The sequence below is a fragment of the Ruegeria sp. AE3 genome (assembly GCF_056542225.1).
Genome location: NZ_JBQFZL010000005.1, coordinates 75,956 through 101,028, shown reverse-complemented (window position 1 = coordinate 101,028; position 25,073 = coordinate 75,956). Strand labels below are relative to the sequence as shown.

The following is a 25,073-nucleotide window of genomic DNA, read 5'->3' as shown; positions in this document are numbered from 1 at the left end:
CGTCAGCGCTTTGCGGAATGCAGATCAGGCGTGACGCTTCACGATCACCGATCCAACCGAATACCCGGCCCCAAAAGAACAGATCAGGCCCAGATCGCCCTCTTGCAGATCGTCAGAGTATTTCGAAAACGCAATGATCGACCCTGCGGATGAGGTGTTCGCATAATCCTGAAGGATATTGGGTTGCTCGCCCGCCTCGGGTTCGCGGCCCAGAACCTTCTTGCCAATGAAGTCGTTCATCGTCTTGTTGGCCTGATGCAGCCACAGGCGTTTGAGGTCGGTATTGCTGACCCCTTCGGCCTCCATATGGTCGCTGATATGCTTGCTGACCATCGGCAACACTTCCTTGAACACCTTCCGGCCGTTCTGCATGAACTGCATGTCGCGGCGGTCAATCACACCATCGGGGCGCGACCGGCGCAGGAACCCGTTGTTGTTGCGGATATTGTTGGAAAAGGCGGTGGCACAGCGGGTCGACAGGATTTCGAAATGCGGGCCTTTTGCGTCTTCGATCCGCTCGATCAGCGTTGCCGTTGCCACATCACCAAAGATAAAGTGACAATCCCGGTCGCGCCATTCCAGATGGCCCGAGCAGATTTCAGGGTTCACCACCAACGCCGCGCGCACCGAACCGGACCGCACCATATCCGCCGCCGCCTGAATGCCGAACGTGGCCGAAGAACAGGCGACATTCATGTCAAAGCCGAACCCGTCGATACCCAGTTCCTGCTGAATCTCGATTGCAATCGCCGGATAGGCGCGCTCGTGGTTCGAGGCCGCACAGATCACCAGATCGACATCCGCCGCCGTGCGCCCCGCCTGCGCCAGCGCCTTCTTGCAGGCATCCACTGCCATCTCGGTCATGATCCCGGGCTCGTCATCGTTGCGCTGGCGCAGCGTCGGGTGCATCACGTCCGGGTTCAGCACCCCGGCCTTGTCCATCACGTAGCGGTTCTGAATGCCCGACGCCTTGACGATGAACTCTTCCGAGGAATGCTGCATCGCCTCCATCTGCCCGGCTGCGATGGCCTCGGCATTCTTCGCGTTCTGCTTGTCGGCATAGGCGTTGAACGCTTCAACAAGCTCCGCGTTGGTGATGACGTTTTCCGGGGTGAAGACACCGGTACCGGTGATGGCGGGGGTATACATGGCGGGTCCTGAATGTTTCGGATTCGCCCAAAATGCAGTCATGGCGTGATTTGATCAAGATATGTTGACCTAAGGGAATTCGTTCCGGGGCGCAGTTTCATATCTTGAATAGTTCAGAAATTGAAGTATATCGCCCCGTAACCCGCGCGGAGACCCCCCCAATGCCAGACGATATCAGCGCCAGACTGGGCCGCCTCAGCCCCGAGATTCAGGCGATCATGGGCGTCTATGCCCTGTACTGGAAACTGGAAGAGACCTTCGACTGTATCGAAACAGACCTGAGCCACCCGGAATGCCACATGCTGATCAAACTGGATCAGCCCAAGCGCATGGGCGTTCTGGCCGCTGATATGTTAAGCGTCCCGTCAACGATCACCGCCACAGCCGATGCCCTTGAAAAAACGGGCTACCTGACGCGGCGGCGTGACCCCGAAGACCGCCGGGCCTGGTTGCTGGTGCTGACAGAGCAGGGCGAAGAGGCCCGCAACATGCTGGTCGCCGCCGCCGGGGACCTGTTTCACAGGGCCTCGGGCCTAAACGAACAAGAAACTGCCGAATTCGCGCGACTGGCGCGCAAAATCCGCGACAACGTATTGAAAACGGGAATTCCCGAGGGATTGAAGAAATGAAACTCCTGACCTCTCTGGGCCTTGCACTGGCCATTCTGGCAACCCCGATTGCCGCTCAAGATACCCCGAAACCGGTGAAACTCATGCAGGTGCGCGAAACCGCGCCGGGTTTCACGCGGCAGTTCTTTGGCCGCGTCGCCGCGCGCCAGACCGTTGATCTTGCCTTTCAGGTTGCCGGCCAGATTGTCGAGATGCCCATCAACGAAGGCTTCATGATTCCCAAGGATGGTCTGATTGCCCGCCTGGATCAGGAACCGTTCGAGCTGCGCCTTGATCGGGCGCGGCTGCAAAAGGAACAGGCCGACCGCACCGTCGCCCGCCTGTCGCGCCTGCGCGGTACAACCGCCAGCCAGGTGGCCGTGGACGACGCCGAGACCGAGGCGCAGCTGGCCGCAATCGCCCTGCGCGACGCGGAATATGAACTGGAACACGCCACGTTGACCGCGCCGTTTGACGCGCTGGTCTCCAGCCGCTCGGTCGAGGCGTTTACGACCGTCTCGGCGGGCACCCCCATCGTCCGCATTCACGACATGTCGGAACTTCGCATCGTGGTCGATGTGCCCGAGATCCTGTTTCAACGCTCTGGCCAGAATGACGACTTCTTCATCACCGCGAAATTCCCGGTCAGTGACGAAGTCTTCCCGCTGGAAATCCGTGAATTCGACGCGGAAACCTCCAGCGTCGGTCAAACTTTCCGGATCCAGTTTGGCCTGACCCCGCCAAAGGGGCTGCAAATCTTTCCCGGTTCTTCCGTTACCGTCAACGTTCAGGTGCAGGACAACCGCACAGGCATCGTCGTCCCGGCGACCGCCGTGGTCGCTGACGCAAACGGCGCGCTGAACGTCGTGGTGTTTTCCCCGGTAGGGGCGGATGAGGGCACCGTGCGCCGCGTCCCAGTGACCATCGAGCCCACGCAAACCGGCGAAGTCCGGGTGCTGACGGGCCTGTCAGATGGGGATGAGGTCGTTGTGGCCGGGGGCGCTGTGCTGACGGATGGTCAGACGGTGCGCCGGTTCGCCGGTTTCGCGAACTGAGGGGCTGACAGATGAACATCGCCCGCGCCTCAATCGACCGGCCGCTTTACACATGGCTGGTCATTCTCATTGCTCTCATTGGGGGCATCTGGGGGTTCACATCGCTTGGCCGTCTGGAAGACCCGGCCTTTACAATCAAGAACGCGGTTGTCATCACGCAATACCCGGGCGCCACCGCCGAACAGGTGGCGCTGGAAGTATCGGAACCGCTGGAATCCGCCATACAGCAGATGGGCGAGGTGGACGTCATCACCTCGGTCAATCAACCCGGACGGTCGCTGATCGAGGTTGAGATCAAGTCGACATACGACGGCACCGAACTGCCCGCCATCTGGACCCGGCTCAGGGCCAAGGTGCGCGACGCCGCGCGCGGCCTGCCATCGGGCGTCGGCCAACCGTTTGTGAATGACGGGTTCGGCGACGTGTTCGGCCTGTTCTATGCGGTGACCGCCCAAGGGTTCTCGGACGCTGAAAAGCACGAACTGGCAACCTTCCTGCGGCGGGAACTGCTGACCGTTGACGGCGTTGCGGATGTCGAGGTTCAGGGCCTGCCGGACGAGGCGATCTTTGTCGAACCCGATCTGGCGATTTCGGTGAACCAGAATGTCCCGCTGCAAGCAATCAACCAGGCGATTGCCAATGCGGATTCGGTCAATTCCTCAGGGTCCTTGCGCTCTGATAACGACCGCACCACCATCCTGACGGCTGAAGGGTCGGACAGCGTGTCGGCCATTGCGGGCCTGTCTGTCGGTTCGCAAGGGCAGGTGATCAACCTCTTTGACATGTCCGATGTCTATCGCGCCCGTCAGAACGACCCCGACATTATCATCCGCTACAACGGGACCGAGGCCTTCACCTTGGGTATCGCGGGTCTGGCCACTGAAAACATTGTCGAGGTTGGCAAACGCGCTGACGCCAAATTCGCGGAGTTGAACACAAGCATTCCCTTCGGTGTCGAAATCCTGCCGATCTATCAGCAACATGTGGTGGTCGAGCAGGCCTCGAACGACTTTCTCGTGAACCTTGCCATGTCAGTGGCCATCGTAGTCGCCGTGCTGGGCATCTTCATGGGCTGGCGCGCGGCCATTGTTGTCGGCTCGACCTTGCTGCTGACCGTGGTCGGCACGCTTCTGTTCATGTCGCTCTTCTCAATCGAGATGGAGCGAATCTCACTGGGTGCCCTGATCATCGCCATGGGGATGCTGGTGGACAACGCCATCGTGGTGGCTGAAGGGATGCAGATCTCCATGCTGCGCGGCCAGTCCTCGCGCGATGCGGCCGACGATGTGGCGTCAAAAACCCAGATCCCGTTGCTGGGTGCGACCGTGATTGGCATCATGGCCTTTGCGGGCATTGGCCTCAGCCCTGACGCAACCGGAGAATTCCTGTTCTCTCTGTTCGCCGTGATCGGCATTTCACTGTTGCTCAGCTGGGTTTTAGCGATCACCGTCACGCCGCTATTGGGGCATTACTTCTTCAAACAGGGCAAAGCAGGCGAGATCGACGCTTATGGCGGCCTCCTGTTCCGCATCTATGGTGCGATTCTGCGCTTTGCGCTGCGCTTCCGCTGGCTGGTTGTTGCTGGTCTCGTCGGCGTAACCGTGGTGTGTTATGCCGGGTTTGGGCTGATGAAACAGCAGTTCTTCCCCAACTCCAACACGCCTTTGTTCTTTGTGCACTACAAACTGCCGCAGGGCACACCGATTGCACGAACAGCCGAAGACATGGCGGTGTTCGAAGAGTGGCTGGCAGCACGCGACGACGTCGTCTCGGTCACGACCTTTGTCGGCCAGGGGGCTACCCGTTTCATGCTGACATATTCAGCCGAAAAGCCGAACCCCAGCTATGGGCACATGGTCATCCGCACAGCAAGCCTGGACGACATCCCGGCGCTGCAAGCAGATCTTGAAGCGTTTGGGTCTGTCCAATTCCCCGAAGGTGAGTTCGGTACCAAGCGTCTGGTCTTTGGCCCCGGCGGTGGTGATCCGATTCAGGCCCGCTTCTCGGGCAGCGACCCGGTCGTGCTGCGCCAGCTTGCCGATGAGGCGGTGCAGCGCATGGCAGCCGCATCGCCGAACGCGCTGCTGGTTCATCACGACTGGCGCGAACAGGAACTGGCGCTGCAACCGATCTATGCAACAGAACGGGCGCAGACAGCAGGTGTCACGCGCGAAAATATCGCCGCCACTCTGCAATTCTCGACCGACGGCATCACGGGTGGTGTGTTCCGTGAGCGCGACCGCCTGATCCCGATTATCCTGCGCCGACCCGCGGACGGAGATTACTCGATTGTCGATCAGGTCGTGTACTCGGACCAGTCGGAAAAGTTTGTACCAATTGAACAAATGGTGGATGGATTCGAGTACAAATCGCTCAATACGTTGGTTCACCGTCGTGATCGGGTTCTGACCATCACCGTCGGCGCCGACATCCCGCCCGACCTGACAGCGGCACAGGTCCACGCCGAAGTGCGCGACGCCATCGAGGCCATCGATCTGCCACCCGGCTACAAGATGGAATGGGGTGGAGAGTTCGAAACCTCGCGCAAAGCACAGGCAAGCCTGGGCAGACAATTGCCGCTGAGCCTGCTGATCATGGTGTTGATCTCGGTCCTGTTGTTCAACGCGATCCGCCAGCCGATCATCATCTGGCTGCTGGTGCCGATGTCCGTAAACGGCGTGGTGATCGGCCTGCTGGGAACAGGGTTGCCCTTCACCTTTACGGCACTTCTGGGCCTGCTCAGCCTGTCGGGTATGCTGATCAAGAACGGCATTGTTCTGGTTGAGGAAATCGATCTGGTCCGCGCCACCGGCAAGCCCTTGCGCGAGTCAATCATCGAAGCATCCGTGTCGCGTTTGCGGCCCGTCATGCTGGCGGCTGTCACGACCATTCTGGGCATGGCGCCGCTGCTGACGGATGCGTTCTTCGTCTCGATGGCAGTGACGATCATGGGCGGTCTGGCATTTGCCACCGTTCTGACAATGGTTGCGGCACCGGTGTTTTACCTGTTGTTTTTCGCCCGTGACGAACGAAAGAAAACGACGGAATCGCTTGCGTAAGGCATTGGAAATAAAGAAAAGCCCCAGAGTTTCCTCTGGGGCTTTTTCGTTTGGGTCAGGGGTCTTTACCCCTGTAGCGATTTCACCTCGACGTCGCCTTCAGCCTGCGCCTTGATCGCCAGTGCAGCGGCGTTGGCACCTGCTGCGGTGGTGAAATATGGGATCTTGTCATACAGCGCGATCGAGCGGATGGCCTTGCTGTCCTCAACCGCCTGCGCGCCTTCGGTGGTGTTCATCACCAGCTGCACCTGACCGTCTTTCAGCATGTCCACAACATCCGGGCGGCCTTCGTACACCTTGTTCACAACGTCACAGGCAACACCCTGTTCGTCCAGCCAGCTTTGGGTGCCGCGCGTGGCCACAAGCGTAAAGCCCTGGTCAACCAGAACCTGTGCCGCTTCCAGCATGGCTTTGCCCTTGTCGGCATCCTTGATCGAAATGAACGCACGGCCAGAGGACGGCAACACCATGCCCGCGCCCATCTGCGCCTTGAGGAACGCACGTGGGAAGTCACGGTCCCAGCCCATCACCTCGCCGGTCGAGCGCATTTCCGGGCCAAGGATGGTGTCAACGCCGGGGAAACGGGCGAAGGGCATGACAGCTTCTTTTACCGAGAACCACGGCATGTCCGGATCGGCCAGCGTCATCTGGTCCGCGATCTTGGTGTCCTTGCCTTCCTGATAGGGAGGGCGCATCGGGAAGTTGGCCAGCTTCTCGCCCGCCATGATGCGTGCAGCAATCGATGCAATCGCACTGTCGGTGGCCTTGGCAACAAACGGTACGGTGCGCGACGCGCGCGGGTTCACTTCGATCAGATAGATCTCATCATCCTTGATCGCGAATTGCACATTCATCAGGCCAACAACATTCAGAGCCTTGGCCAGCTTGAACGCCTGATCCTTGATCTGCCCGATGATCTCTTTCGACAGTGAATAGGGCGGCAGCGAACAGGCGGAATCGCCCGAGTGGACGCCCGCCTCTTCGATATGCTGCATGATGCCCGCGACGTGGACATCGGTGCCGTCACACAGGGCGTCTACGTCCAGTTCGACCGCGCCCGCCAGATAGCTGTCCAGCAGTACGGGGCTGTCGCCCGAGACCACAACGGCCTCGTTGATATAGCGTCGCAGCTGATCCATGTCGCGCACGATTTCCATCGCACGGCCGCCCAGAACGTAAGAGGGGCGGATGACCAGCGGGAAACCGATCTCTTCCGCAATCTCCAGCGCCTTTTCGTCGGTCGAGGCAATGCCGTTTCTGGGCTGTTTCAGGCCCAGTTCATTGACCAGCGCCTGGAACCGTTCACGGTCTTCGGCCAGGTCAATTGCGTCCGGTGTGGTACCCAGAATCGGAATACCCTCGGCCTCAAGCGCGTTGGCCAGCTTCAACGGTGTTTGACCACCGAACTGAACGATCACGCCGTGCAGCGTGCCGTTTTCCTGTTCCTTCGTCAGGATTTCCATGACGTGTTCAAAGGTCAGCGGTTCGAAATACAGACGGTCCGATGTGTCATAGTCGGTCGAAACCGTCTCGGGGTTGCAATTGACCATGATGGTCTCGTACCCGGCCTCGGTCAGCGCATAGCAGGCGTGGCAGCAGCAATAATCGAACTCGATCCCCTGACCGATCCGGTTCGGACCACCACCAAGAATAACGACCTTCTTGCGGTCGCTTGGGCGTGCCTCGCATTCGACATCGCCCATCATCGGCGCTTCGTAAGTCGAGTACATATAGGGTGTCTGCGCTTCGAACTCGGCGGCGCAGGTATCGATGCGTTTGAAAACCGCGGTAACGCCCAAATTGTGGCGGGCGCGGCGTACGTTATCTTCGCTGCGGCCAGACAGATTGCCCAGACGCGCATCGGTAAAGCCCAGCATCTTGAGCTTTCGTATGCCTTCTTCGGTCACTGGCAAACCGTCCTTGCGCACAGTGCGCTCTGCCTCGGTGATCTCGCGGATGCGGGCCAGGAACCAGGGGTCAAACTTGGTAACGCCGAAGATTTCGTCGTCGGTCAGGCCATGACGCATGGCTTGTGCGATAGTGCGCAGGCGGTCGGGGGTCTGCTTGCTGATCGCTTTGATGACATGTGCCTTGTCGTCGCTGCTTTCGACCTCATCCCACAGGCCGATGCTCAGCCCCGGAATTTCGATCTCATCAAACCCGGTCAGGCCGGACTCCATCGAGGCCAGCGCCTTTTGCATGGACTCGTGAATGGTGCGGCCGATGGACATCGCCTCACCCACCGACTTCATTGCAGTGGTCAGATAAGGCTCAGAGCCGGGGAATTTCTCAAACGCGAATTTCGGGATCTTGGTGACGACATAGTCGATGGTAGGTTCGAACGACGCAGGCGTGACCTTGGTGATGTCATTGTCCAGCTCGTCCAGCGTGTAACCCACGGCCAGTTTCGCAGCGATCTTGGCAATTGGGAAACCCGTCGCCTTGGAGGCCAGCGCCGAAGAGCGCGACACGCGCGGGTTCATTTCGATCACAACCATGCGGCCATCATCGGGGTTGATCGCCCATTGCACGTTCGAGCCACCGGTTTCCACTCCGATCTCGCGCAGCACGGCGATCGAGCCGTTGCGCATGATCTGGTATTCCTTGTCGGTCAACGTCAGGGCAGGGGCCACGGTGATCGAGTCACCCGTGTGCACGCCCATCGGGTCGACGTTTTCGATGGAGCAGACGATAATGGCGTTGTCGGCGGTGTCGCGCACCACTTCCATCTCGTATTCTTTCCAGCCCAGCAGGCTTTCATCGACGAGGATCTGGTTGACAGGCGAGGCATCCATGCCCGAGCGGCAGAAATGGATATAATCCTCGCGGTTATAGGCCACACCGCCGCCTGTGCCGCCCAAGGTAAAGGCCGGGCGGATGATGGCAGGCAGGCCGATTTCCTCCAGCTCGTCCAGAGCGATCTGGACACCTGCGTCCAGATCGGCAGAGCCGTCGGCCTTCTTGGGGGCGGTCACGATGGTGGCTTTAGGGTTTTCCAGCCCCAGCCGATCCATCGCTTCGCGGAACAATTTGCGGTCCTCGGCCATCTCGATGGCGTCGCGTTTGGCACCGATCATCTCGACACCGAACTTGTCCAACACCCCCATCTCTTCCAACGCGAGCGAGGTGTTCAGACCGGTTTGCCCGCCCATTGTGGGCAGCAGGGCATCAGGGCGTTCCTTTTCGATGATCTTGGCGACGACCTCGGGCGTGATCGGCTCGATATAGGTGGCATCGGCAAGTCCGGGGTCAGTCATGATTGTCGCCGGGTTCGAGTTGACCAGAATAACCCGGTAACCTTCTTCGCGCAGGGCTTTGCAGGCCTGCGCTCCGGAATAGTCGAACTCGCAAGCCTGACCGATAACAATGGGACCCGCCCCGATGATCATGATCGACTTGATGTCGGTTCTCTTCGGCATGGCCTGGCCCCTTCGATTTTGCACGAGTCGCGGGCACCGCCCAAGCGCCCAAATTGTCGTGGGTTATAGGGACCACGCAGAAAGGTTCAAGGGGTATCGGAAACAGAAGCGAAATTGCCGCTTTCCCCCCTTTCCCCTGCCAGAGTATTCTCTATATCGCCCTTCACGGCAAAAGAGGATGCAGTTGCGTATTCGTTTTGATCAGGGACCAGCCGGTCGCGGAACCCGGTTTCAGCGCCCGTCTCGGATTATCCGCGCAGATACTGCGGAGGACGTGCCCCAGGCTCTGGCGGCGCTGGATGAGGCGCGCGCGGACGGGGCCTGGCTGGCTGGCTATGCCAGTTATGAACTGGGATATGTGCTTGAACCCCGGCTGATCGATCTTTTGCCGGATGCGCGTCGGTTGCCCCTGCTGTGCTTTGGGGTTTACGGCGCACCGGATCGGGTTGCTTTACCGACGCCTGCGGGCGAGGTGCGCGTGTTTCAGCCGCGCTGGGATGAGGCGCGTTATGGCGAAGCCTTTCAAGTGGTGCATGATGCCATCGGTGCTGGTGATATCTATCAGGCGAACCTGACCTTTCCGATTGATCTGACCGTCTCGGGCAGCAGTGAAGCCCTTTATGCGACACTGGCAGCGGGGCAGCCCGTTGGGCATGGCGCGCTGGTGCAGCAGGTCGGATTACCCGATTTGCTCAGCCGCTCGCCGGAGTTGTTCTTCCTCACGGACACGGATGGAAAGATCGAAACACGACCGATGAAGGGTACCCAGCCGCGCAGCGAAGACCCGGATGAGGATATGCGACGCCGGTCGTTTCTGACCACGGACGAAAAGAACCGGGCGGAAAACCTGATGATCGTCGATCTGCTGCGCAACGATATCAGCCGTGTCGCGCTGCCCGGTTCCGTTCATGTACCTGAACTGTTCAAGGTGGAAACCTATGCGACCGTGCATCAGATGGTTTCACTTGTCCGTGCCCAGTTGCTCAAATGCGCAGGGCTCAGCGATATATTGATGGCGTTGTTTCCCTGCGGCTCGATCACGGGCGCGCCCAAAATTCGCGCCATGGAAATTCTGGCCGGGCTGGAACCCTGGCCGCGCGACATCTATTGTGGCACCATCGGCTGGGCCGCGCCTGATGGCCGGTCCGAGTTCAACGTGGCCATTCGTACGCTGATGCTGGAAGGCGATCAGGCCACCCTGAACGTGGGCGGGGGCCTTGTCTGGGACAGCACCGCCCCGGCAGAATATGAGGAGGCGCTATGGAAAGCCCGCTTCGCCCGCCAGCTGAGCCTGATTTCCGCCTGATCGAAACGCTGGCGTTTCGGCCAGATCAGGGCTTTGTCCGAAAAGACCGTCACCTTGCGCGCATGGCCCGAACCGCTACGGCCTTTGGCCTTCCCTTCAACCCGGATGCAGCGACCGCCGCGCTGGATGGCGCGTTGGGCGACACCCCCTTGCGGTGTCGTTTGACGTTGGATGCATCGGGTGCATTCGAATTGACGACCGGGGTTCTGGCCAGCAACCCTCCGGTCTGGCACCTAGCCCTGTCTGACCAGCGGCTGGCTTCCAATGATCTTTGGCTGCGTCACAAGACAAGCCGCCGCGCCCTATATGACGATGCCCGCGCCGCGCTGACGGATGGCATAGACGAAGTGTTATTCCTGAATGAGCTTGATGAACTGTGCGAGGGCACCATCAGCAACCTTTTCGTCGAAAAGCAGGATGGCCGTATTCTGACGCCTGCGCTGTCCAGCGGTCTGTTGCCTGGCATATTGCGCGAAGAGTTGCTGGATAAAGAAACAGTGTCCGAGGCCGTGCTGACCCTAAGCGACCTGAAAAATGCGCAAACTGTCTACATGGGCAATTCACTGCGCGGGCTGATCCGGGTGGAGCTGACAGACACGTGATCAAAGACGGCGCGATGGTCGGGTCTCCGGTTGCATTGCCGCGGTTAAGGGTTGAGTTCGGCCTGTTTAATATTGTCCCGCCGCTGGTCATCGCGGTTTTGTTTCCTATGAACAGGATGTTTCCGGCACTGTTTGCCCTGACCGGGATAGGGATATTGCTGCTGCATTGGACACCAGGCTTTCAATGGGCCGAGCTGCGCTATGATTGGGCCAACTGGTCGCTTCGCGAAGTTGTGCTGTTCCGCCCACTGTTCTTCCATCGTTATCACGCGATCTTGCCAGAGGGGCGCGCGGCTTATGTGCTAAATGCTGCCATCTTCTCGTTCGCGCATCTGATGTATTGGAGCTGGATTGTCGCCCTCATGACATTTGCGGGCGGGCTGCTGTTTACATGGGCCTACAGGCAGCGCGGCTCGTTCTTCTTTGCGGTGCTGTTGCACGTGATTGTGGGTAATATCATCTTTGCGGTCGGGCTGGGTGTCTATTTCTACTCAGGCAACGTGCAAAGGCCGTTTTGACAGGGCGACCCGCCTTGACTTTCCGGGCCTGACAGGGTGTATCGGCGCGACGAATTCTGCGCCCGAAGGGATATGATCCATGCACGCCTATCGCAGCCACACCTGCGCCGCACTGACCGCCGCCAATGTCGGTGAAACCGTTCGCCTGTCCGGTTGGGTGCATCGGGTCCGAGATCACGGGGGCGTCCTGTTCATCGACCTGCGCGATCATTTTGGTGTGACACAGGTTTTGTGCGATGGCGACAGCGCCGCTTTTGCTGCGCTGGAAAAGGTGCGTTCCGAATGGTGCATCCGCATCGACGGAACCGTCAAGGCGCGTGCCGCCGAACTGGTGAACCCGAAACTGCCCACCGGCGAGATCGAGGTTTACGTGCGCGAACTGGAAGTTCTGGGGGCTGCGGAGGAACTGCCGCTGATGGTGTTCGGCGATCAGGAATACCCCGAGGAAACGCGCCTGCGTTATCGTTACCTCGACCTGCGGCGCGAGGCGATGCAGCGCAACATGACCCTGCGCTCGGACGTTGTGGCCTCCATGCGCAAGCGTATGTGGGATCAGGGGTTCCGTGAGTATCAGACGCCGATCATCACCGCATCCTCGCCCGAAGGCGCGCGTGACTTTCTGGTGCCGTCGCGCCTGCATCCGGGCAAGTTCTACGCACTGCCGCAGGCCCCGCAGCAGTTCAAGCAGCTGATCATGGTCTCGGGCTTCGACAAGTATTTCCAGATTGCGCCCTGCTTCCGCGACGAAGACCCGCGCGCCGACCGCTCACCCACCGATTTCTACCAGCTCGACCTCGAGATGTCCTTTGTCGAGCAGCAGGATGTGTTCGACACGATCCAGCCCGTTCTGGCCGGCGTCTTCGAAGAGTTCGGCGGTGGCCGCAAGGTTGATCAGGACTGGCCGCAAATTTCCTACAAGGATTCGGCGCTGTGGTACGGCACGGACAAGCCCGACCTGCGGAATCCCATCAAAATGCAGGTGGTCTCTGACCACTTCCGCGGGTCTGGTTTTGCGATTTTCGCAAAACTGCTCGAACAGGAAGGTACCGAAATTCGCGCTATCCCCGCGCCAACCGGTGGCAGCCGTAAGTTTTGTGACCGTATGAATGCCTTTGCCCAGAAAGAGGGTCTGCCGGGGATGGGCTACATCTTCTGGCGTGATCAGGGCGAAGGGATGGAAGCCGCAGGTCCGCTGGCCAAGAACATCGGCCCCGAACGGACCGAGGCGATCCGCCAGCAATTGGGTCTGGGGGTCGGCGATGCTGCATTTTTCCTGGGTGGTAAGCCGAAAGCCTTTGAAAAGGTTGCAGGCAAAGCGCGCGACGTGATCGGGGATGAGCTTGGCCTGACCGAGAAGGACCGCTTTGCCTTTGCCTGGATCGTTGATTTTCCGATCTACGAGCAAGACGAAGAAACCGGCGCTATCGACTTTGAGCACAACCCGTTTTCGATGCCGCAAGGCGGCATGGAAGCGCTGCAGGGCAATCCGCTGGATGTGCGCGGCTATCAATACGATCTGGCGTGCAACGGATACGAACTGGTGTCGGGTGCGATCCGGAACCACAAGCCGGAAATCATGCTGAAAGCTTTTGAACTGGCGGGCTATGGCGAGGATGAAGTGAAATCCCGATTTGGTGCCCTGTTCAACGCCTTCCACTACGGTGCGCCGCCGCACGGTGGCTGCGCTGCAGGGATCGACCGGATCGTGATGCTGTTGGCGGATGAGGCCAATATCCGCGAGGTCATGATGTTCCCGATGAACCAGCGGGCCGAAGACCTGATGATGCATGCGCCGTCGGACCCGACGTCAGATCAGCTGATGGAACTGGGTTTGCGCCTCATTCCGCAGGACTGAACGAGAGCCGCCCGCATTTAGCGGGCGGTTTCATTTTGATGCCAGCGAGTATTCGCGGGTCAGTCCAGCGGGTTGTTCAAATCACCTCGGTTGACACGAATTGAACGTGCAGCATGCCGTGTTTGGCGATAGGCCCAGATGCACAGAAGCGTTGCAGTGATGAAGTAGGCTGCAATCACGTCAAATCGCCTTTCTTTGTTCCAGGCGGTTCTGCACCATGCCGGCGACCTGCGCTGCCTGCGCGGTGATCGGTGCGCCGTTCGCCCGTGACAGCGCCAGCTTTCGGGCGGCTTCTGCCAACGGTCTGTCATCGGCTTCCCGTGCGACCCCTTGCAGGAACTGGGCAGCGTAATCCCACGTGCGATGATCGTTGGGCCCGGTAAGGACATCGGCGATATGCGCCATATCGTCCTGATAGGCCATCGGGTCGGGGCGGATGACTTCATCTCGAACCGAGTGGAGCCCGCTTGGGCGTCGATCCTCGGGCAGGCACTCCAGAATGGACTTCTGAAAATAAGACAATGATTTTATTGGCTTGGAAAGAAATCCGTCCGCCCCGGCTGCGTGCGCCAGACTTTCGGTGGCGTCGTCGCCCGACAGGCCCATGATCACGCTGATCCGTGGTGAAGCTTCGGCCAGTTCGGCGATCAGGTCGGCTCCGGACCCGTCGGGCAGGCCCATATCAACCAGAATGAACGAAGGGCGATAGATTTGCAGGTGTCGCCGTGCCGATTTCAGGCAGTCAGCGCGTCGGATACGTGCGCCGCTGTGCAGGCACATCAGGCGGATCGCGTCGCAGGCATATCGGCTGTCTTCAACAACCAGAATTGTCTGTCCCAGCAAGGGCCGCGTTGCGGTGGGCGTGGCGGCGGTGGTGGCAATGAGGCCCGAATCGTCCATGGCAGCTCTCCTATCCAGCAGATGCTTCACGCTAGGAACTTCTGGCTAACACGACGTTAACGCGCGATTTGGCGCACTTGTCCTTTTGCAGAGCAACCCCCATAACCCACGCAAAGCAGGACATCAGGAGTGTGACATGATTGGACGTCTGAACCACGTTGCCATCGCCGTACCCGACCTTGAGGCGGCATCCGAGCAGTACCGCAATGCGCTGGGCGCCAAGGTCGGCGCGCCGCAGGACGAGCCGGATCATGGCGTCACGGTTGTGTTCATCGAACTGCCCAACACCAAGATCGAACTTTTGTACCCGCTGGGCGACGACAGCCCGATCAACGGGTTTCTGGAAAAGAACCCGGCAGGCGGTATTCATCACGTATGCTATGAGGTCGACGACATCATCGCCGCCCGTGATCATTTGAAAGCGACCGGCGCCCGTGTTCTAGGGTCGGGTGAGCCCAAGATCGGCGCACATGGCAAACCAGTGTTGTTCCTGCATCCCAAGGACTTCAACGGCTGCCTTGTCGAGCTGGAACAGGTATGATCCGCAAAACCCGGGGGACCTGAAGTGACCATTACTGCTGCATTGGTGCTGTTCGCCGTCATCTGGTTCATGACGTTGCTTGTGGTGCTGCCCATTCGCATCAAAACTCAGGGTGACCTGAACGATATCGTTCCGGGCACCCATGCGGGTGCGCCGGAAGTCCATCACATGAAAGCCAAGATGTGGATCACCACCGCCATTGCTGTGGTTTTGTGGGCGATCATTGCCGGGATCATCATTTCCGGTGTGATTTCAGTGCGGGACCTCGACTGGTTGAACCAACTGGAGCCGAGGTAATCTGTGTCAGACCTTTTGGCCTGACACAGCATGATAAATATGGGTGAATGTCGCCGCGCCAAGGATCGGGATCACCAGATTCAACAGCGGTATCGACAGCGGAATGGCCATCAGGGTTCCGGCGACCCAGATCGTGGTCGAATGTCGGGCCCGCAATTGGCGCGCGCCATCCCGCCCGATCCGGCGTATGGCGGCCAGCGTGAAGTATTCCCGCCCCAACAGGAACCCGTTCATGACCCAGAAGATGAAGGGCGCAAACGGGGTGAAGACCGCATAGAGGATCAGCGCCAGCAGGTTTGCGACAATCAGCACGCCAAGAAAGCTGAGGCCGTCAAACAGGGCCTCCGACACCGGGATGCGTCGTGCAGGTGGCAAGGCTGGAAAATGCTTGTCCTCGACCGCCTGCGCCACTTCGTCCAGAAAGATCGATGTGATGGCTGACGCCACCGGTACCATCAGGAAAACAGGCAGGGCCAGGACGAGAACGATACCTGAATAGTTCAGAACGTCGTTCAACCACGGGACAGCTCCGACAAATGGCAGCGAGATTTCACTGCCCGACAACCAGTTGATCAACTTGATCGCACCGGCACATGCAAGACCCAGCAACAGGATGGTCAAACCTACACCGCGCAGCAGAACGGCACGGAACTTGGGATCTCCGATCTGGCTTAGTGCGCTGAAAAAGGCGTTCAGGATGATCATTCTGTGATCCATTCCGTTATGGCTGCCACATCGGGCCGCGGGCGTTCGGGTGGGGCAGTTCCTTCGGTGGCGATATGTATCAGCCCGGCGACACGCTCGTTCTTGGCAAGGCCAAAGGCGTCGACACAGAAGTCGTGGTCGTGGGTTTGCCAACCTGTCAGCCAGTTTGCACCCCAGCCCGCGGCCAGCGCGGCATTCAGCAGGGCCAGACAGACCGCGCCCGCAGAATAGGTTTGTTCGATTGCGGGTATTTTCTCAGACGGTTTTTGTACTTCGATTACGGCTACGGCCAGATGCCCCATGTCGAATTGGCTGCGCGCTTTTGCAATATCTTCCGGGCTTTTCTTCAGCCTTTGCCCGCAGGTCTCGGTCAGGGTTGCCAGTCTTGCCATGGCCCCCTGTTCCAGAACGATAAATCGCCAGGGTTCCAGTTTTCCGTGATCGGGGCTGCGTGCAGCTGCGATCAGCAAGGGGCGCAACTCATCCCGTGTCGGGGCCGGGGCCACCAGTGTCTTGGCGGGTCGGGACCGGCGCGACTGCAAAAACTCCAGAGCAGCGGGGTTTTCCATGGACATATGTTAACTTCCTTTACATCACGTCTCTGTATCTTGGTCGGCATGCCGAGGGTTTCAAGGGCGCGGCGACGGATCGCGTGGATCAATTTCATCCCACCGCCCATCATGCAAGACTATTGAGGGAAGGGGCGACAATGGCGAAACCCAAACTGCGAGATCTGCCGGATCTCAGCGCGCAGGCGCACGCTGGGGCAGTGTTTCACTTGAAAGTAACACCTAAGGCCGCGCGCGACCGGGTGATCGTGGAAGGCGGGCAGATCAGGGTATTTGTCACGGCTCCGCCTGACAGTGGCAAAGCCAATCATGCAGTTCAGGCGATCCTTGCGAAATGTCTTGGCGTTGCCCCTTCGACACTGACACTCAAGCAGGGGCAAACCGCGCGCAACAAGGTGTTTGTCTATGTGCCCTAAGGTTCCGTTTCACGGATCTGGTAAACACCCTCGGGCAGGTCCAGCGCTGCGGCCAGATCGCGGACCTGTTCGGGCGACAAGGTGATCTTTTGCACCTGGTCGGTTCGCGGATCAAACTGTTCCAGCGTGACGCATTCGGCGAAATTGTTGATCACAACATCTTCCTGCAAGGGTTTTTCACCTTCGTCCACAAGCGTTATGACCGTCGAGTCGAATTCATGCTCAATCGAAAACATAAGGACAGAGTGCAAGCCGTCGACGCGCAATGCAAGACGTTCGTTTCAAAGCATTGTGTGGTCACTCTGAGCGGCAGGTACTATGTTGAAATCGCAGTCAGACCGAGCCGAAGGATGTAACATGCGCAGACGCTTTGTTTTGGTGTTTCCCCTGCTGCTTGCGGCCTGTGCGGAAGGTGCATTGCGCTTGCAGCCTGCCGCGGACTGGCTGGGTGAAGGGCCGGGTTCTGAGGATGTTGCCCAGACCTTTCGCGAAGTCAGCCAGAACATCGTGGCTGAGGCCCGCAGCCAGTGTTTGAAGCAACCAAGGCCTCAGAAATGCGATTTCCAGATTCTCGTTGACCTGAATCCGCGCGCATCCGCCAATGCCTTTCAGACATTGGACGACCAGCGGCAACCTACCATCATTTTTACCGTTGCGATGATCCGTTCTACGCAAAACGCAGACGAACTGGCTTTTGTCATGGGACATGAGGCGGCCCATCACGTTCTGGGGCACATCGCACGGCAAAGCGAAAATGCCAGCGCAAGCGCCACTGAGTTTGGAAAGGCGGAAAAGCTGCGCGGGGGTGACGCCGCCGACATAGAAGAGGCTCAGAAAGTGGGCGCGCAGGTTGGTGTTCAGGCTTATGTGAAGGCTTTTGAACTTGAAGCTGACCAGATGGGAACGATCATTACACATAATGCGGGCTACAACCCGCTGGTTGGGGCGAAGTTCTTTGACCGGATTCCGGATCCTGGCGACAGGTTTCTGGGCACCCACCCACCAAACGCGCAGCGCGTGCACATCGTGCTTGAAACCGCCACGCAACTGGGGCTGACGCAATGACCGATCTTGTGCGCCTTGGCGTAATTTTGACGGATCGCGGGTCGAAATATGCGGTATCTGGCGCGCCTGTGGCGTCGCGCGCGGAAGTTGACGCGGTTCTGGATCAACTGAAGTCCGATAAATCCTATGCCAAGGCCACACATAACACCTGGGCCGCCTCTTTGCCGACCGGAGCACTGAAGGCCGATGATGGGGAAAGCGGGGCCGGTATGGTAATCCTGCGGATGATCGAGCGTGCAGGGTTGGACAATCACGTGATCATCGTCACCCGCTGGTACGGAGGCAAAAAGCTGGGCGGGGACCGCTTTCGCCGCGTTCAGGATGCAACCCGGGCCTATCTGGATCACATCGGCGCCCAATTTTGACCTGTGTCAAAGTATGACGCCCCTGATGCGCTACGATTTCGTAAAGCGCGAAAGGGAAAGGATACAGCATGCCCACCCGAGAGTCATTGAGGCTTCATGCCGGATTGGTGGACGACATGGCCAGAATGCTGGACATCGATCTTGAGGAAGCAGCCATTGGTGGCAAGGTGTCTTTCGACCAGATTTCCGAGGCAGTTCTGCGATGTACCGATTGTCCAAACCCGGATCATTGTCAGGATCTGCTCAACAAAATGGCGACCGCTGGGCGGACACCGGAATACTGCCGTAACCAGGAGTTACTGCACAAATTGATGCCTTAACTGTCAGGTTCGCCATGCCACGACTCGGTGAAATCATGGCCCACCTTCGTCTGGTACTGCGGATGGGTCAGGTCACAGGAGCCGACTTGGCCGCAGCCTATCGGGATGGTCAACTGAAACATGAGGATTGGGCCGAGATCGTGCAACAGTGTCGCGGCTGTACCTGGGCCAGAACCTGTCCGGAGTCGCTGGAACGGCGCGAACAGATTGATCATGCCCCGTGCACATGCCCGAACCGCGGTCGATTCAAGGCCATCAAAGCTTTGCAAGCGGAGGACGCGTGATGCCTCGGGATATTCTGGGTGAGGTCGAAAAGCACTTTTGGTTGACGCGCTCTGTTTCCCGCAGCATGGGAATTTCACTGAGCGAAGCCATGGCCGAAGGGCGGTTGTCGCCCGAAGGATACGCTGAGCTGGTCACGCGCTGTCGCGCCTCGGGCTGTGATGCGCAATGCGCCAACTGGCTGGCTCAGCGGCAGAATCCAGCGGAAACGGCCCCGGATTTCTGTGCAAATTCAGAGACACTGAACAGATTGAAGGGCTGATCAAAGGTCTTTATGGGTTCCATCGCACAACGGCGCGTTCGCACTGTGTTTGCACCCGCAAAAGAAAACCTTTTTGCTGGTCTCGGCCGTATATTTCACCGGTTCGAACCCGCTGTCTTTATGTGAGCCATCGCAAAAGGGTTGCCGGTTCGACTTTCCACACGCGCACCAGAAATAGGTTTTTCCTTCGGCAACTTCGACTGGAAAAGGGGTTTTCTGGGCAATAACGGGTGTGTCTGACATGTGGCTTCTCCGTATTTGGCTGAAACGTCACACAGTTTAGGACGATGCAGACAAAAAGGTAGCTGTAATGCCGCAAGGATCATCGTTTGGGCTTCGAACTGGCATGGAATCGCTCTTCCTCACAAGGAAGTGACCGTTTTAGTTGCCAGATTGCCGTTCAGCCCGTACTCTGGAAGCGGCCCGAAAAGCTGGGCAATATCAGAAAAGTAATAGAGGATTGACGGACATGAAACTGAAACTTGCAGCCGTTGGCGCATTTGCCCTGGTCCTGACCGCTTGTGCGCAGCAGGAAGAACCGACCCCTGTTTACGTACAACCCGACTATGACAAGTATGGCTCGGCCAGCTGCTCGGCAGGCTATGAACTGGCAACAACCGAAGCAGGTCAAACCGTCTGCAACCCGGTTTCTCAGTAAGCTTTTCGCAGGCGGTTTGACTACGGACCGCCTGCACCTTTTTCAGGAATTTTCGCCGCCATTCATGGCGGTTTTTTTCTACCTGAGCTGTACTTCGTAACTATTGACCCGAAAACACTATGGGGCAGGCTACTGGCGTTAAACGGGTTTCCCCCACAGATCGTATTCCCCTGCCTCGTCCACTTCGACGGTGACGATATCGCCGGGTTTGAGGCCTTCGAAGCCCTCGTCAATGAACAGGTTGCCGTCGATCTCGGGCGCGTCCGACTTGGTGCGGCAGGTGGCGGCTTCGTCATCCACGTCGTCGACGATTACTTGAAGCGTTTGTCCGACTTTAGCTTGCAACTTGGCTTCTGAAATGGCCTGAGCCTTTTCCATGAAGCGATCCCACCGCTCTTGCTTGACTTCGGCCGGGACGTGATCGGGCAGGTCGTTTGAGCGCGCACCGTCCACGTTTTCGTATTGAAAACAGCCGACACGATCCAGTTGCGCCTCGTCCATCCAGTCCAGCAGGGTTTGGAATTCGGCCTCGGACTCACCCGGATAGCCAACGATAAAGGTCGAACGCAGGGTGATATCGGGGCAGATTGCGCGCCAGGCTTGGATTTCGTCCAGAGTTTTGGCCGCTGCGGCGGGGCGGGCCATCCGTTTCAGAACATCCGGGTGGGCGTGCTGGAACGGGATATCCAGATACGGCAATATGGTGGACCCGGCATCCGCCATCAGGGGGATCAACTCGCGCACATGTGGATAGGGATAGACATAATGCAGCCGCACCCAGGCATCCATCTGACCCAGTTCACGGGCCAGATCGGTGATGTGGCTGCGGACCTCGCGATCTTTCCACGGGTTCACATCGTATTTCCGGTCCAGCCCATAGGCCGAAGTATCCTGCGAGATCACCAACAGTTCGCGCACGCCGTTTTCGACCAGCTTTTCCGCCTCGCGCAGAACCGCATGGGCCGGACGGCTGGCCAGTTTTCCTCGCATATCGGGGATGATGCAGAACTTGCATTTGTGGTTACAGCCCTCTGAGATTTTCAGATAACTGTAGTGGCGGGGGGTCAATCGAACGCTGCTGGCGGGCAGCAGATCGACGAACGGGTCAGGGTCAGGGGGAACGGCGGCGTGAACCGCATCCAGTACCTGTTCGTACTGATGCGGACCGGTGACCGCCATGATGCGGGGGTGGTGCTCGCGGATGTAATCCGGTTCGGCGCCCAGACAGCCGGTGACGATGACCTTGCCGTTTTCAACCAGCGCCTCTCCGATCGCATCCAGCGATTCTGCCTTGGCGCTGTCGAGGAAACCGCAAGTGTTCACAATGACGGCATCGGCCCCGGCATAATCGGGCGAAATGCCGTATCCTTCAGCACGAAGCCGGGTCAGAATGCGTTCGCTGTCGACCAAAGCTTTTGGACAGCCCAGCGACACCATGCCGATCGTCGGCTGGTTTGAACGGGGTGTCTCGGTGATCCGGGCGGCCGGAGCCAGGTCGGGGCGGAGGTTTGGCGGGTTCGTCGTCATGGCGCGGCATATAGTGGGGAAAGCTTCCTCTTGCAAATGTGACGTGCGATTTGAATGATCGCGGCAAAGACAAGCCAAAAGGCGGAGAGCAGATCATGAAATGGCTGATACGCATCCTGTTTATTGTTGTGGCAGTGATTGCGCTGGTAATTGGCGCGCTTTTGCTGATGCCCGGAGACAAGCTTGGCGCGATTCTGGCTGAGCAGGTCAAAGCCCAGACCGGGCGCGAACTGAGATTGAGCGGCGACGTGCGCCTGTCGTTCTGGCCGGTGCTGGGGATGGAAACCGGGCCCGTGCGTTTTGGGAACGCCAGCTGGGCCGGGCCAGAGCCGATGCTGAGCGCTGATAGCCTTGCAGTGGGCGTGGATGCTGCTGCGCTTTTGAATGGGGATCTGCGGATCAAACGCGTTTTCGCGGAAAACCCGGTGCTGCGGCTGGAGCGTTCGCAAGGGCGCGGAAACTGGGAGCTGAGCGCGCCTGTGACCACCGCGACGGCCACACCGTCTGCAGGGACGGTTCCGGCCAGCGCATCGTCGGCCGTAACTTTGGAAGAGTTGCAGCTTAATAATGCGCGACTGATCTATGTGGAAGACGGTGCCACGCAGATGGACTTTCCTGATGTAACCTTGTCGGCCAGTTGGCCTCAGGTCACTGCACCGATGGTAATGGAGGCATCAATGCCTGTACCCGGAGGTGCTGTTCAGGTCGATCTGAAGATTCCGGACTTGCCAGCCTTTGCCGCAGGGTCCGTAACCGCGCTTGAATTGGCCCTGACTGCACCGGGTGGTAAGATTGGCTTTGACGGCCACGTCAATCTGGCCGGAGAGATGGACGGAACCACAAAGATCATCACCCAAGATACAGAAAAGATGCTGGCGGCCTTCGGTCAGGCGGGCGTGGCTGTGCCGTCGGGATTGGGTAACGTTGCCGATATCTCTGCGCAAATGACCTATACGCGGGACGGTCGGATTTCCCTGCGGAACATGACAGCGCAGTTGGATGACAACCGGTTTGTCGGAGAGGCGGATATCACCATTTCCGATCCTCCTCAGATCGTCGCACGCCTGGATGCGGGCAATCTTGACCTGTCGAAGATATCCGAAACCGGCGCTGGGTTGGGTGGCGCGTCTCAATCTGCCTCACCAGTTCAGGAGGGCTGGTCAAAAGACCCAATCGACGCATCCGCGTTGGCTTTGGCGAATGGCAATATTCGCCTGACGGCCAACTCAATCGCAGTTCCCGGCATGACGTTTGGGAAAAGTGACCTGACGCTGACACTGGATCACGCGCGGGCGGTTCTTGCGATGCATCCGGCGACGTTGTTTTCGGGTCAGTTGAACGGGCAGGTGGTTGCCAACAATCGCAATGGCCTGTCCGTGGGCGGCAAGGTGACGGCAAGTGAGATTGATCTGAAACAGGCATTGTCAACGTTGGCCGGTGTCGAACGCCTGTCGGGAAGCGCGGCAGGAACCATTGAGTTTCTGGGTGTCGGTCAGTCTGAGGATCAAATCATGCGGTCTCTCAGCGGTAAGGGAAATCTGGATGTCGGGACGGGGGTAATATCCGGTTTCGATCTGGATCGACTTATGGGGCAGGGGACCGGATCGGGCGGGACAACTGTGTTCAACAGCCTGTCGGCCAGCTTTACCATTGATCAGGGTGTGTTGACGAATAACGATCTGCTTATGTCGCTCAAGAATTACCGTGCCGATGGTCAGGGGGTCGTGGGGCTGGGTGCGCGCAATATCGATTATCTGTTCACGCCTGTAGCTTTGCGTGCCAATTCGGGGCAGGGCATCTCGGTGCCTGTGCGCATCGTTGGCCCGTGGAGCAACCCGTCAATCAAGCCGGACCTGTCCAAGGTCATCGAAGCGGCGGCAGATGTGAAGGTCAAAGAGCTGGAAAACGACGCGAAACAGAAAGTTTTCGAGAAGGTTGGAAACGAGCTGGACACCACCATCACGGACAGCGATCAGATCGAAGATGCGCTCAAGAACAAGCTTGAAGAAGAGGCGAAGAAAGGGCTGCTCAAACTGTTTGGCGGCAACTGAGCAAGTGTTGCGCTTGGGGCAATCAGATATGTCCCAAGCAGTTTTCTTCAGATGGTCTGGTCGTAATCGCCAACACTGGGTTCGGTTCGGATCACCGCATCGATATCGGCAAAGATCGCACGCATCTCAGCTTCGCTTTCGCTGCTTTCACACACGACCACCAGATTGGGTGTGTTGGATGAAGCCCGCACCAGCCCCCAGCTGCCATTGTCCAGAATCACACGTGCGCCGTTCACCGTAACGACCTCCTTGATCGCGCGGCCAGCAAATGTCTCATTAGCTTCGCTTTTGGCAACCAGCTTGTCGACCAGTCGCTGCAGGATATCGTATTTTTCGGTATCTGCCGCATAGGGTGACATGGTGGGCGTCGACCAGGTCTTGGGCAGAGCTTTGCGCAGGTCGGACATGCTTTGATCCGGGTTGCGGTCCATCAGTTTACAGATCTCGACCGCGACGCGCATTCCGCAGTCATAACCGCGCCCGACCGGCTCGGCCAGAAAGTAATGGCCCGACTTTTCAAACCCAGCCAGCGCACCGATTTCCTTGACGCGCCGTTTCATGTGGCTGTGGCCGGTTTTCCAGTAATCTACCTTGACGCCAAGGGCCTGTAGCTCGGGATCGCTGGCAAACAGGCCGGTAGATTTCACATCTGCGACAAAGGTCGATCCGGGGTGCAGCTTGGCCAGATCGCGGGCCATGATCACGCCCACCTTGTCGGCAAAGATTTCTTCACCTTCATCATCGACGACGCCGCAACGATCACCGTCACCGTCAAACCCAAGTGCCAGATCGGCACCGCTGGATTTTACCGTTGCCGCCATGTCATGCAGCATTTCCATCGCTTCGGGGTTCGGGTTGTAATTCGGGAAAGTGTAATCCAGCCGGTTATGGCTGGGGACGACCTCAACCCCCATCCGTTCGAAGATTTCGGGCGCAAAGGCCGAAGCGGTGCCGTTTCCGGTTGCGCAGACAACCTTTAGCGGGCGGGACACTTTGAAATCGCCGACGAGGTCGTCGATATACGCTTCTTTCACGCCCTCGACGAATTCCCAAGATCCACCCGCATGCGTCTGACCTTCGCCATTCAGAACGATGTCGCGCAATTCAGACATCTCGTCGGGGCCGTGTGTCAAAGGGCGGTCAAAGCCCATTTTGACCCCAGTCCAGCCGTTTGGATTGTGGCTCGCCGTAACCATCGCCACGGCCGGTACATCCAGATGAAACTGTGCGAAATAGGCCATCGGGCTAAGCGCAGGGCCAATGTCTTTCACGCGGATACCGGCCTGTATCAAACCCAGGATCAGGGCGTTTTTGATCGCCAGTGAATAGTCACGGTAATCGTTTCCTACAGCGATCACGGGCTCGATCCCGCGCCTGCGCATTTGCGTGCCAAGTCCTAGGCCAAGCGCCGTCAGGCCCGGCAGGTTAATCTCTTCCGGATATTTCCATCGGGCGTCGTATTCGCGAAACCCGGTGGGTTTGATCATTGCGTCGCGGAGAAAGCTCCAGGTGTTTGGTGTTACCTCGGGAATCGGTTTGGTCAT

The 25,073-nt window shown here is 58.6% G+C and carries 26 protein-coding genes; 17 read left to right on the top strand and 9 right to left on the bottom strand.

Going from position 1 to position 25,073, the window contains the following annotated elements; all coding sequences use genetic code 11:
• Positions 1-24 precede the first annotated feature (24 nt).
• Positions 25-1,149: a beta-ketoacyl-ACP synthase III gene (locus tag ACR0NZ_RS11905; RefSeq protein ID WP_480493634.1), complete on the bottom strand. Its 1,125-nt coding sequence runs from the start codon at positions 1,147-1,149 to the stop codon at positions 25-27.
• Between the two features lie 161 nt (positions 1,150-1,310).
• Between ACR0NZ_RS11905 and ACR0NZ_RS11900 the strand changes: the two genes are divergently transcribed.
• Genes ACR0NZ_RS11900 through ACR0NZ_RS11890 form a run of 3 tightly spaced genes read left to right on the top strand, consistent with a single transcriptional unit; the run spans position 1,311 to position 5,871 of the window.
• Positions 1,311-1,778, top strand: coding sequence for a MarR family winged helix-turn-helix transcriptional regulator (locus ACR0NZ_RS11900; RefSeq protein ID WP_480475511.1), 468 nt, complete (start codon positions 1,311-1,313; stop codon positions 1,776-1,778).
• The gene (locus ACR0NZ_RS11895; RefSeq protein ID WP_480493636.1) at positions 1,775-2,812 is read left to right on the top strand and encodes an efflux RND transporter periplasmic adaptor subunit; all 1,038 of its coding nucleotides are present in this window, start codon (positions 1,775-1,777) and stop codon (positions 2,810-2,812) included. The genes ACR0NZ_RS11900 and ACR0NZ_RS11895 overlap by 4 nt, the downstream gene beginning before the upstream one ends.
• An 11-nt stretch (positions 2,813-2,823) precedes the next feature.
• The gene (locus ACR0NZ_RS11890) at positions 2,824-5,871 is read left to right on the top strand and encodes an efflux RND transporter permease subunit (protein ID WP_480519130.1); all 3,048 of its coding nucleotides are present in this window, start codon (positions 2,824-2,826) and stop codon (positions 5,869-5,871) included.
• A 65-nt stretch (positions 5,872-5,936) separates the two neighbouring features.
• On the opposite strand, the gene carB is transcribed toward ACR0NZ_RS11890, so the two are convergent.
• Positions 5,937-9,290, bottom strand: a complete 3,354-nt coding sequence (gene carB / locus ACR0NZ_RS11885; RefSeq protein WP_480475517.1) for a carbamoyl-phosphate synthase large subunit — start codon at positions 9,288-9,290, stop codon at positions 5,937-5,939.
• Positions 9,291-9,468: 178 nt separating this feature from the next.
• On the opposite strand from carB, the gene ACR0NZ_RS11880 reads away from it, so the two are divergent.
• From ACR0NZ_RS11880 to aspS, 4 genes are all read left to right on the top strand, one after another.
• Positions 9,469-10,596, top strand: coding sequence for an aminodeoxychorismate synthase component I (locus tag ACR0NZ_RS11880; protein ID WP_480519128.1), 1,128 nt, complete (start codon positions 9,469-9,471; stop codon positions 10,594-10,596).
• Positions 10,551-11,198, top strand: coding sequence for an aminotransferase class IV family protein (locus tag ACR0NZ_RS11875; RefSeq protein WP_480519126.1), 648 nt, complete (start codon positions 10,551-10,553; stop codon positions 11,196-11,198). The genes ACR0NZ_RS11880 and ACR0NZ_RS11875 overlap by 46 nt, the downstream gene beginning before the upstream one ends.
• Positions 11,195-11,716 carry a CPBP family intramembrane glutamic endopeptidase gene (locus tag ACR0NZ_RS11870; protein WP_480519124.1) on the top strand — a complete coding sequence of 174 codons (522 nt, stop codon included), beginning with the start codon at positions 11,195-11,197 and terminating at the stop codon, positions 11,714-11,716. Before ACR0NZ_RS11875 ends, ACR0NZ_RS11870 begins: the two co-directional genes overlap by 4 nt.
• A gap of 79 nt (positions 11,717-11,795) precedes the next feature.
• Positions 11,796-13,571 (top strand): aspartate--tRNA ligase, encoded by a 1,776-nt coding sequence (aspS, locus tag ACR0NZ_RS11865; RefSeq protein WP_480519122.1) that lies wholly within the window; start codon positions 11,796-11,798, stop codon positions 13,569-13,571.
• Between the two features lie 180 nt (positions 13,572-13,751).
• Here the strand turns inward: aspS and ACR0NZ_RS11860 are convergent, their stop codons facing one another.
• On the bottom strand, positions 13,752-14,471 hold the full coding sequence (locus ACR0NZ_RS11860) for a response regulator (RefSeq protein ID WP_480519120.1): 720 nt from the start codon (positions 14,469-14,471) through the stop codon (positions 13,752-13,754).
• Between the two features lie 136 nt (positions 14,472-14,607).
• Between ACR0NZ_RS11860 and mce the strand changes: the two genes are divergently transcribed.
• Together mce and ACR0NZ_RS11850 are read left to right on the top strand one after the other, a co-directional pair.
• Entirely contained in the window at positions 14,608-15,012 is a 405-nt protein-coding gene (gene mce, locus ACR0NZ_RS11855) for a methylmalonyl-CoA epimerase (protein WP_480519118.1), read from the top strand.
• Between the two features lie 24 nt (positions 15,013-15,036).
• Positions 15,037-15,309 (top strand): DUF1467 family protein, encoded by a 273-nt coding sequence (locus ACR0NZ_RS11850; protein WP_480519116.1) that lies wholly within the window; start codon positions 15,037-15,039, stop codon positions 15,307-15,309.
• A gap of 6 nt (positions 15,310-15,315) precedes the next feature.
• On the opposite strand, the gene ACR0NZ_RS11845 is transcribed toward ACR0NZ_RS11850, so the two are convergent.
• Together ACR0NZ_RS11845 and ACR0NZ_RS11840 are read right to left on the bottom strand one after the other, a co-directional pair.
• Positions 15,316-16,014 carry an EI24 domain-containing protein gene (locus tag ACR0NZ_RS11845; RefSeq protein ID WP_480519114.1) on the bottom strand — a complete coding sequence of 233 codons (699 nt, stop codon included), beginning with the start codon at positions 16,012-16,014 and terminating at the stop codon, positions 15,316-15,318.
• Positions 16,011-16,589: a nitroreductase family protein gene (locus ACR0NZ_RS11840; protein WP_480519112.1), complete on the bottom strand. Its 579-nt coding sequence runs from the start codon at positions 16,587-16,589 to the stop codon at positions 16,011-16,013. The genes ACR0NZ_RS11845 and ACR0NZ_RS11840 overlap by 4 nt, the downstream gene beginning before the upstream one ends.
• Before the next feature lie 134 nt (positions 16,590-16,723).
• On the opposite strand from ACR0NZ_RS11840, the gene ACR0NZ_RS11835 reads away from it, so the two are divergent.
• Entirely contained in the window at positions 16,724-16,999 is a 276-nt protein-coding gene (locus ACR0NZ_RS11835; protein ID WP_480519110.1) for a DUF167 domain-containing protein, read from the top strand.
• Here the strand turns inward: ACR0NZ_RS11835 and ACR0NZ_RS11830 are convergent.
• Positions 16,996-17,235: a hypothetical protein gene (locus ACR0NZ_RS11830; protein ID WP_480493646.1), complete on the bottom strand. Its 240-nt coding sequence runs from the start codon at positions 17,233-17,235 to the stop codon at positions 16,996-16,998. The genes ACR0NZ_RS11835 and ACR0NZ_RS11830 overlap by 4 nt on opposite strands.
• Positions 17,236-17,356: 121 nt before the next feature.
• On the opposite strand from ACR0NZ_RS11830, the gene ACR0NZ_RS11825 reads away from it, so the two are divergent.
• From ACR0NZ_RS11825 to ACR0NZ_RS11805, 5 genes are all read left to right on the top strand, one after another.
• Positions 17,357-18,064, top strand: coding sequence for a M48 family metalloprotease (locus ACR0NZ_RS11825; RefSeq protein ID WP_480493647.1), 708 nt, complete (start codon positions 17,357-17,359; stop codon positions 18,062-18,064).
• Complete coding sequence (locus ACR0NZ_RS11820) at positions 18,061-18,429, top strand: YigZ family protein (protein WP_480475541.1); 369 nt, start codon at positions 18,061-18,063, stop codon at positions 18,427-18,429. Before ACR0NZ_RS11825 ends, ACR0NZ_RS11820 begins: the two co-directional genes overlap by 4 nt.
• 68 nt (positions 18,430-18,497) lie before the next feature.
• Positions 18,498-18,749 (top strand): DUF6455 family protein, encoded by a 252-nt coding sequence (locus ACR0NZ_RS11815; RefSeq protein ID WP_480475543.1) that lies wholly within the window; start codon positions 18,498-18,500, stop codon positions 18,747-18,749.
• A 14-nt stretch (positions 18,750-18,763) separates the two neighbouring features.
• Positions 18,764-19,033 carry a DUF6455 family protein gene (locus ACR0NZ_RS11810; RefSeq protein WP_480493648.1) on the top strand — a complete coding sequence of 90 codons (270 nt, stop codon included), beginning with the start codon at positions 18,764-18,766 and terminating at the stop codon, positions 19,031-19,033.
• The gene (locus ACR0NZ_RS11805; protein ID WP_480475547.1) at positions 19,033-19,293 is read left to right on the top strand and encodes a DUF6455 family protein; all 261 of its coding nucleotides are present in this window, start codon (positions 19,033-19,035) and stop codon (positions 19,291-19,293) included. The genes ACR0NZ_RS11810 and ACR0NZ_RS11805 overlap by 1 nt, the downstream gene beginning before the upstream one ends.
• Here the strand turns inward: ACR0NZ_RS11805 and ACR0NZ_RS11800 are convergent, their stop codons facing one another.
• Positions 19,294-19,536, bottom strand: a complete 243-nt coding sequence (locus tag ACR0NZ_RS11800; RefSeq protein ID WP_480519109.1) for a CDGSH iron-sulfur domain-containing protein — start codon at positions 19,534-19,536, stop codon at positions 19,294-19,296.
• A 226-nt stretch (positions 19,537-19,762) separates the two neighbouring features.
• Between ACR0NZ_RS11800 and ACR0NZ_RS11795 the strand changes: the two genes are divergently transcribed.
• Positions 19,763-19,951, top strand: coding sequence for a hypothetical protein (locus tag ACR0NZ_RS11795; protein WP_209504738.1), 189 nt, complete (start codon positions 19,763-19,765; stop codon positions 19,949-19,951).
• 138 nt (positions 19,952-20,089) lie between these two features.
• Here ACR0NZ_RS11795 and rimO read toward each other — a convergent pair whose 3' ends face one another.
• Complete coding sequence (rimO, locus tag ACR0NZ_RS11790) at positions 20,090-21,478, bottom strand: 30S ribosomal protein S12 methylthiotransferase RimO (RefSeq protein WP_480519107.1); 1,389 nt, start codon at positions 21,476-21,478, stop codon at positions 20,090-20,092.
• Between the two features lie 95 nt (positions 21,479-21,573).
• Between rimO and ACR0NZ_RS11785 the strand changes: the two genes are divergently transcribed.
• Positions 21,574-23,529, top strand: a complete 1,956-nt coding sequence (locus tag ACR0NZ_RS11785) for an AsmA family protein (protein WP_480519105.1) — start codon at positions 21,574-21,576, stop codon at positions 23,527-23,529.
• A 47-nt stretch (positions 23,530-23,576) separates the two neighbouring features.
• On the opposite strand, the gene ACR0NZ_RS11780 is transcribed toward ACR0NZ_RS11785, so the two are convergent.
• On the bottom strand, positions 23,577-25,073 hold the full coding sequence (locus ACR0NZ_RS11780) for a phosphomannomutase/phosphoglucomutase (RefSeq protein ID WP_480519103.1): 1,497 nt from the start codon (positions 25,071-25,073) through the stop codon (positions 23,577-23,579).